The organism is Micromonospora echinofusca (assembly GCF_017614955.1).
GTDB classification, from domain to species: Bacteria; Actinomycetota; Actinomycetes; order Mycobacteriales; family Micromonosporaceae; genus Micromonospora; species Micromonospora echinofusca_A.
Map to the genome: position 1 here is coordinate 1 of NZ_WVUH01000375.1, position 6,437 is coordinate 6,437.

6 protein-coding genes and 1 pseudogene are annotated in these 6,437 nt (G+C 74.3%); 4 read left to right on the forward strand and 3 right to left on the reverse strand.

The annotated features are described in order from the left end of the window. From GSF22_RS28755 to GSF22_RS28770, 4 genes are all read left to right on the forward strand, one after another. On the forward strand, window positions 1-235 hold a 235-nt coding region (locus GSF22_RS28755), incomplete at its 5' end, for a hypothetical protein (RefSeq protein ID WP_208816964.1). Window positions 236-240: 5 nt separating this feature from the next. Continuing rightward, window positions 241-1,203 (forward strand): 5'-methylthioadenosine/S-adenosylhomocysteine nucleosidase family protein, encoded by a 963-nt coding sequence (locus GSF22_RS28760; RefSeq protein WP_208816966.1) that lies wholly within the window; start codon window positions 241-243, stop codon window positions 1,201-1,203. Between the two features lie 28 nt (window positions 1,204-1,231). Next, window positions 1,232-2,143 (forward strand): DUF5919 domain-containing protein, encoded by a 912-nt coding sequence (locus GSF22_RS28765; protein WP_208816968.1) that lies wholly within the window; start codon window positions 1,232-1,234, stop codon window positions 2,141-2,143. A gap of 2 nt (window positions 2,144-2,145) precedes the next feature. After that, a complete protein-coding gene (locus GSF22_RS28770; protein WP_208816970.1) occupies window positions 2,146-2,304 on the forward strand; it encodes a hypothetical protein in 159 nt (52 codons plus the stop codon). A gap of 109 nt (window positions 2,305-2,413) precedes the next feature. On the opposite strand, the gene GSF22_RS28775 is transcribed toward GSF22_RS28770, so the two are convergent. The 3 genes and pseudogenes from GSF22_RS28775 to GSF22_RS28785 form a co-directional block, all read right to left on the reverse strand. Further along, window positions 2,414-3,274 (reverse strand): alpha/beta hydrolase family protein, encoded by an 861-nt coding sequence (locus GSF22_RS28775; RefSeq protein WP_208816976.1) that lies wholly within the window; start codon window positions 3,272-3,274, stop codon window positions 2,414-2,416. 109 nt (window positions 3,275-3,383) lie between these two features. Beyond that, window positions 3,384-6,005: an MXAN_6230/SCO0854 family RING domain-containing protein gene (locus tag GSF22_RS28780; RefSeq protein WP_208816972.1), complete on the reverse strand. Its 2,622-nt coding sequence runs from the start codon at window positions 6,003-6,005 to the stop codon at window positions 3,384-3,386. A gap of 247 nt (window positions 6,006-6,252) precedes the next feature. Next, window positions 6,253-6,437 (reverse strand): annotated as a pseudogene (locus GSF22_RS28785) (hypothetical protein); the annotation flags it as partial.

Below are 6,437 nucleotides of genomic sequence, written 5' to 3' on the forward strand. Positions count from 1 at the left end.
GCCCCCACCACTGCGTGACCCGGGCGGCCCGACCGCCACCCGCCACCTGTCGGTGGCCGCCTCCCTGGACTTCCTCGACTCCAGAAAGGTCGACACCACCGAGTACCCGCAACGGGCCCTGACCGTCCGCAACGCCGGTGCGATCAACACGGGCAGCGGCACCATCAACGTCGGTCGGGACGCCGTGGGCAGGATCGACCCGTCCGGCGGCAGTCAGCCCGGCGGGCGACGGTGACCAGGATGAGCCGGCACGGTGCCGGGGTCGCAGCAGAGCGGTCCGCCGTGCACCGGCGCGGGCCGTCCGGCGGCGACCGGAACATCGGAGCCTGGAACAGCGGACCGGGGACGATCAACGTCGGGGGCCACGCGGTCGGCATGCACCGGCCGGCGCCGGCGGCTGCGGCGGGTGCCTCCGCCGGTACCCCGCCGCCCGCCGACATCGGCATCCTCACCGTACTTCCGGTGGAGACCAGTGCGGTGGTCGAGGTACTCCGCCGGGCCTGCGCCTACCGCACGGGGCAACTGCCCGGTGGGGCCCAGGTGCACCAGGCGCACGTACCCACCGACGAGGGGCAGCTACGGGTGGTCGCGATGCAGACCCTGAACCCCGGGCAGCGGTCCGCCACCGTCGCGTACCAGCAGCTTCGTCGGCACTTCGCACCGCCGGTGGTCCTGCTGGTCGGGATAGCGGGCGGAATCGGGACCCGGGTCGACATCGGGGACGTGGTGCTCGCCGACGAGGTGATCTACTACGACTCCCGGCGGGAGACCGGCTCCGGCGTCCGGCGGCGGGGCCAGGAGCAGCGGGTCACCTCGGTGCTGCGCCACCGGCTCGACGAGTTCCTCCGGGTGCACGGGGAGTTCTGCGAGATCGCACCGGGTTATCTGGTCCCGGTCCGACGGGGGCCGATCGGGTCCGGCGAGGCGGTACCCGCCGACCGGGCCTCGGACATCCGTCGCTACCTGCTCGACTTCAACGACAAGACCCTCGCGGTGGAGACCGAGGCGGCCGGAGTCGCACAGGCGTTCCACGAGGAGGTCGGCACCGACCGGACCCTGCGGGGCTGGTTGACGATCCGAGGCATCTCCGACCTCGCCGATGCCCACAAGGGCGATGGGTACCACCGGCTGGCCGCCCAGCACGCCGCAGCCGTGCTGGAACGGCTCCTGCCCTTCCTACGGCTGTCCGATGCCGCGCAGTAGACCGGCACTGGTGGAGAGGATCACGGCGATGGCACGGAAGGCATCCGGCGGCGGAGGACGGGCCAGCCGCAGCCTGGAGGTGTACCTCACCATCCTGGTGGCCGCCGCGGTCAGTCTGCTCAACCTGTTCGACGTGGTGGACGCCGAACTGGTCGCCACGGCCACCCTGGGCATTCTCGCCCTGATCGCGCTGGACCTGCTGCAGAACTCGCAGCAGGTCCAGCGGGTGGGTGACGCGCTGCGGGAGCTGAATGCGCACGCCGGCAGTCGTTCCGGGCCACGGGAGCGGCTGATCGGCCCGACCGACGGGACCGGCCGGCCGGTACTCGACCGGGCGACGGACATCCGACTGATCGGGGTGACCCTCAACCGCACGATCCGCAGCAACCTCGCCGAGTTGGAACAGCGGCTCGCCGCCGGGGCGCTGGTCCGGGTGGCGATCCTCGACCCCGACGGTGCGGCCGTCCGGGAGGCCGCCCGACGCAACGGGGTACCCGAGGACGCCGCCGTCTTCGAGCACCGGCTCCGCCCGACCATCGACGCGCTGCGCTACCTCGCCACCTGCGCCCGGCCCCCGGGACGGCTGGAGGTCCGGTTGCTGAGCTTCGTCCCGGCCTTCGGCATGACCCTGGTCGATCCCGACTCGGCCGACAGCTCCGGCACGGTGGACATCTACTCCCACCACCCGACCGGACGGGAACTGGTCCTGCACCTGCGCCCCGGGCAGGACCCGGACCTGCACCGGCACTTCCGGGCGGAGTTCGACCGGATCTGGCACAGCGGTCGGCCCGCACCGGTCGGCCCGGGCAGGATCCCGCCGTCCGGCCCGGCACCCCCCGGGCAGCAGGCCGGCCGGTCCGACCGGTGTGCCGGGCCGGGAAAGGGGAAGGCAGAGGCTCCGCCGGTACGGCAGCCGGCGGAGTCGGTGACAGGAGGCTGACCATGCGGATGCTGCTGATCGTCGTGGGCGTCATCGCCGCCGCGCTCATCCTGCTCGGTCTGCTGCTCGAAGCGGCCCGCTGGCTGGTCCTGATCGGCGCGATCGCGCTGATCGGGCTGTTCGTGCTCAGCGTGGTCAGGACCCGCCGGGTACTGCGCTGACCGGCCCGGTCCGCGCGCCGGCCCGGCCGATTCCGACGGTGACCGGTTCGGCCGATTCCGACGGTGACCGGTTCGGCCGATCCGACGGTGCCCGGCCCGGCTTGCCGGCTCAGGCCCGGCGGGGCAGACCGGTGGCGAAGGCGGCCAGCCGGGCGGCCAACGGCTCCGCCGCGCGTACCCAGGTGAAGTGGTCCACCGGGGCGCCCGCCTGCGCGGCGGTGTACCGCTCGCGGGTGACGGACGCCGAGGCGAGCTTGCCGCAGAGGTGGTCGACGGTGCCGTGCGGCGTGTACTGGTCGTCGTCGACGCTGACCGCGAGCACCGGGAGCCGCAGCGCCGACACGGCCGCCTCGGTGTCCACCCCGTCGAGGGGCGGGAAGAGCCCGGTCCTGGCCGTGTACGCCCAGTCCCGGATCACTCCCCGGGCCTGCCGACCGCCGAATCCCCAGCCCGGCCAGACCCCGAGCAGTCCTGTCACGGCGTTGATGCCCTGCGTGTACGGCAGCACCCCGTACCGGCGCAGGCCGGTGTAGCTGCGCCAGCAGGGCAGGCCGACGGCGACCAGGGCCAGCCCGTCCACCGCGTCCGTGCCGTGCAGGGCGAGATGCAGCAGGGTGGCGTGCCCGCCGAGAGAGTGCCCGAGCAGCAGTCGGGGTCGGCCGTCCAGCCGGGGCTTCAGTGCCGCCAGTACGGCTGCCACGTCACCGGCGAGTTCGGCGTAGCCGTACCGGCAGGCGCGGGTCGGCACGGGGGTGCTCTCGCCGGTACCGCGCAGGTCGGCCACCGCGACGGCCAGGCCGGCGGCGTGCAGGGCGGTGGCGAAGGGTCGGTAGTAGCGGGCACGTACCCCCATGGCGGGACAGATCACCACCATGGGTGCACCTCCGGTGCCGGCCGGTTCGGGATAGATCTGCACCCCGAGCCGGGCGCCGTCGACGTCCACGAACTCCTGCTGGTACTCCGCTGCCACGGTCACCGGTCCAGGCTACGACCCGAACCTACCGGCCGGTAACCCACCTCCCCCACCACGTCCCGGACGCGTCCCGGACCGTTCCGGCGAACGCAGCGGATCAGGCCGGTCACCGCCGCGCCACCGGGGCGAGCGCGCCGACCAGGTCGGCCGCCTCGACCAGGTCCACCCGGTCGACGTCCAGTCCGGACCGGTACAGCGCGTACACCTGGGCGGCCGGTGCGACCGGCAGGTCACCACGGATCACGGCGGCGAATCCGGGGCGGGGCAGCGCCTCGGGCGGCACCGGATCGGCCGGCCCGAGGGCGGCCAGCCGCGCGACGAACGCCGCCTCCGGCTCGTCGTCGCCCCGCCGGTACCCGCTGACGGTTCCGTCGCGGCGCCGGACCAGCACGGTGCCCGCCCGCGTGGCGGCGTGCCAGCAGGCCACCTCCCAGAGCCCGACCCGACGGCCGGCGGCGAAGTAGGCGTCCACGGCGGCGGTGAGCCGCCCGAGGGTACGCGAGTAGCGGGCGACCGAATGCTCGCCGCCCGTACCGCCCAGCGTGGCGTCGACCCAGCGCAGCACGCCGGCCTTCAGGTCCACCACCAGCGGGGTGGCCACCCGGACCCGGCCGGTCAGTTCGAACCGCTGCTCGACCGCCTTCGGCACGAACGGCACACCGGAATGCCCCGCGTCGGCCATGAGGCCGGCGAACGCGTCGCGCATGGCGTCGAACGGCACGTCGTTGTAACTGCACACGACCATGGTCAGGTAGCGGATGCCCCGGCTACGCAGCGCCGGCACGTCCAGGTCGACGAACTCGCTGGCGCCGAGCGGGGGCGGCGCCGAGGTGAGGTCGCCGGAGTGCACAGCGGCGTCGTCCGCGAACCGTAGCCGGGTGTAGTCGCACCAGCCGACGAACGCCCCCGCGTCGTCGCTCATCGCCACCGACAGGTCCAGGTCGACCTGGGTGTCCGCCGGCTCGGTCCAGTGCAGGAAGAGCCGGACCCGGCGCCCGGTCGGCAGCGGCTGGCTGCTGCCCCGGGGGAGCCGGACCAGGGCCGTCGACGCAGTCCGTTCGGTGAACGGCGCGACCAGGTCCGCCAGTGCGGCGTCCAGCAGGGCCACCTCGACTGCCGGCAGCTTCCCGGCCCGTCGGCGCAACTCGCCGGCGAGCAGGTCGTCGAGCGCGCCACCGAGGGCGGCCAGCAGCCGGGGCCGGTGGTCGGGCTCGGCCCACAGCCGGGCACTGCCGCCCCGGGGAAAGTACAACCGGGTGCCGGCCGGCCAGGTCGCCGCCCGTACCGCGCCGAGCGCCGCCAGCAGCACCCCCGGGGACACCGACCGGGCCGCCTCCGCAGTCGTGGCGAGCAGGCGCCGGGGATCGTCGGTACGCGCGGCGAGCGTGACCGTCCGCCGGAGCAGCTCCCCCGGGCGTCGGGCGAGCAGGTCCACGGCGGCGTCGACCGCGCCGGAGCGCAGGGCCGTCTCGACCCGACCGCCCCAGGACACCCGGCACAGTCGGCCCTGCCAGACGGAGAGCACCTCCGGGTGCGCGACTGCCGTCCCGGCGAGCAGCCGACCCAGCGGGGTCGACGGGTCGACGGCGGTACGGCGCAGCACGGCGAAGGCCGCCGCCGCCACGGGATGCCGGGCGGCCTGCTCGAACGGGTGCAGGTTCTCGGCCATCGCCAGCCAGGCCGGACGGTGCCGGTGCAGGTCCTCGACCAACGCGGGCAGCGGCAGGGCGTCCAGCCGGGCGAGAAGAGTCCGACGCAGCCGGCGGGGCAGGGAACGCCGCCGGGCCGGCGGGTCGACCAGGCCGGGGTCGGTACCGTGCAGCACGTACAGCAGGCGCAGCAGGTCGGTCGCCGTGTCGGCGTAGCGGGCGAGCAGGTCCGGTAGCCGGGCGGCGTACGCCGGATCGGCGGCCAGCCACCCCAGCACGAGCGCCCGGGTCTGCCGTACCGGCACCTCCGGCGGCAGCCAGTGCGATCCGGTGCCCGCCCGGTCCAGCAGCACCAGCAGGTCCGCCCGGTCCTGGGGGGCCAACGGGGTACGGCGGGCGAGCAGCAGACCGAGCGCCCGGTGCACGGCGCCGTCCACATCGTCGGCGACTTCCAGCACGGCAGCCCGCCGGGGCATCGGCAGGCCCGTACCGGTCGGCGCAGCGGTGCCGGCCGGGGCTGGTCCGGTCACGGTGCGGAACGGGGTGCCGGCGTCGACCCGGCGGTGGCACAGCGGGCAGTCCGAGTACCGTTCCGTCTCCCAGCAGGCCGGGCAGACCAGGTGGGCGCAGGGCGACACCGCCGAAACCGGGCCGACCAGTCCGCAGAGCACACAGGGCTGCTGCGGCTCCTGGCAGAGCAGGGTGAAGACCCGCTGGACGTACCGCTGGTGGGTGTCGGCGGGTACGCGACGCGGGAAGTCACGGAAGAGCGGCACGTGCGGCACGTCGGCGCCGACAGTGGCCGCCAGGACGGCGAGCAGACCGTGCCCGGTCACGGCGAGCTGGTCGGCGGGCAGTCCCGCCAGACGGGCCCTCAGCCGGGGGCCGAGCAGGTACCCCAGCGCGAGGGCGTCGGCCTCCAACGCGGCCAGACCGTCACCGCTCCGGGCCGGCCGGCGCCCGGCCCGCTTGATCCCCCGTCGACCGGCGCCGAGCAGCTCGGTCGCGACCAGACCGGTCCGGCGTACCAGGGTGACCGCGACCGGGTCGACGGGAACCTGGGCTCGGCGTGACGTCACGAAGCCCAGCACCGGGCACCTCCAAGGGACGGGAGAGTCGGCGAGGGCGGAGATCGGGCGCACTAGATCTCAACCAGGAAGAGGTGAGAAGGAAGCACGCCCAGGAGCCGCCCTCGCCGCAGCACCGCACGCTAGTACACGGTCCACCGACGACGCAGCCGGGTTTGCCCGGCGCTGACCTGGGCGTGCCGCTGGCCGGGTCCCCGTGTCCGGGGGCCCGGCCAGCACGCTCCGTCGCTGTCTGCGGTCAGCTGGTGGTCCAGTGCTCGGCGACCAGGTCAGCAGCCTGCAACTCCCACTGCGCATAGTGATCCGGGAACGCCGACACCTGCACCGTCTGCGCCGCCGCCGTCAACGGCATCTCCTGCCAACCCTCGACCTGCTTCAAACCCTTCAGGAACGCCGTCGTCGAGTACTGCGGATCAGTGATCT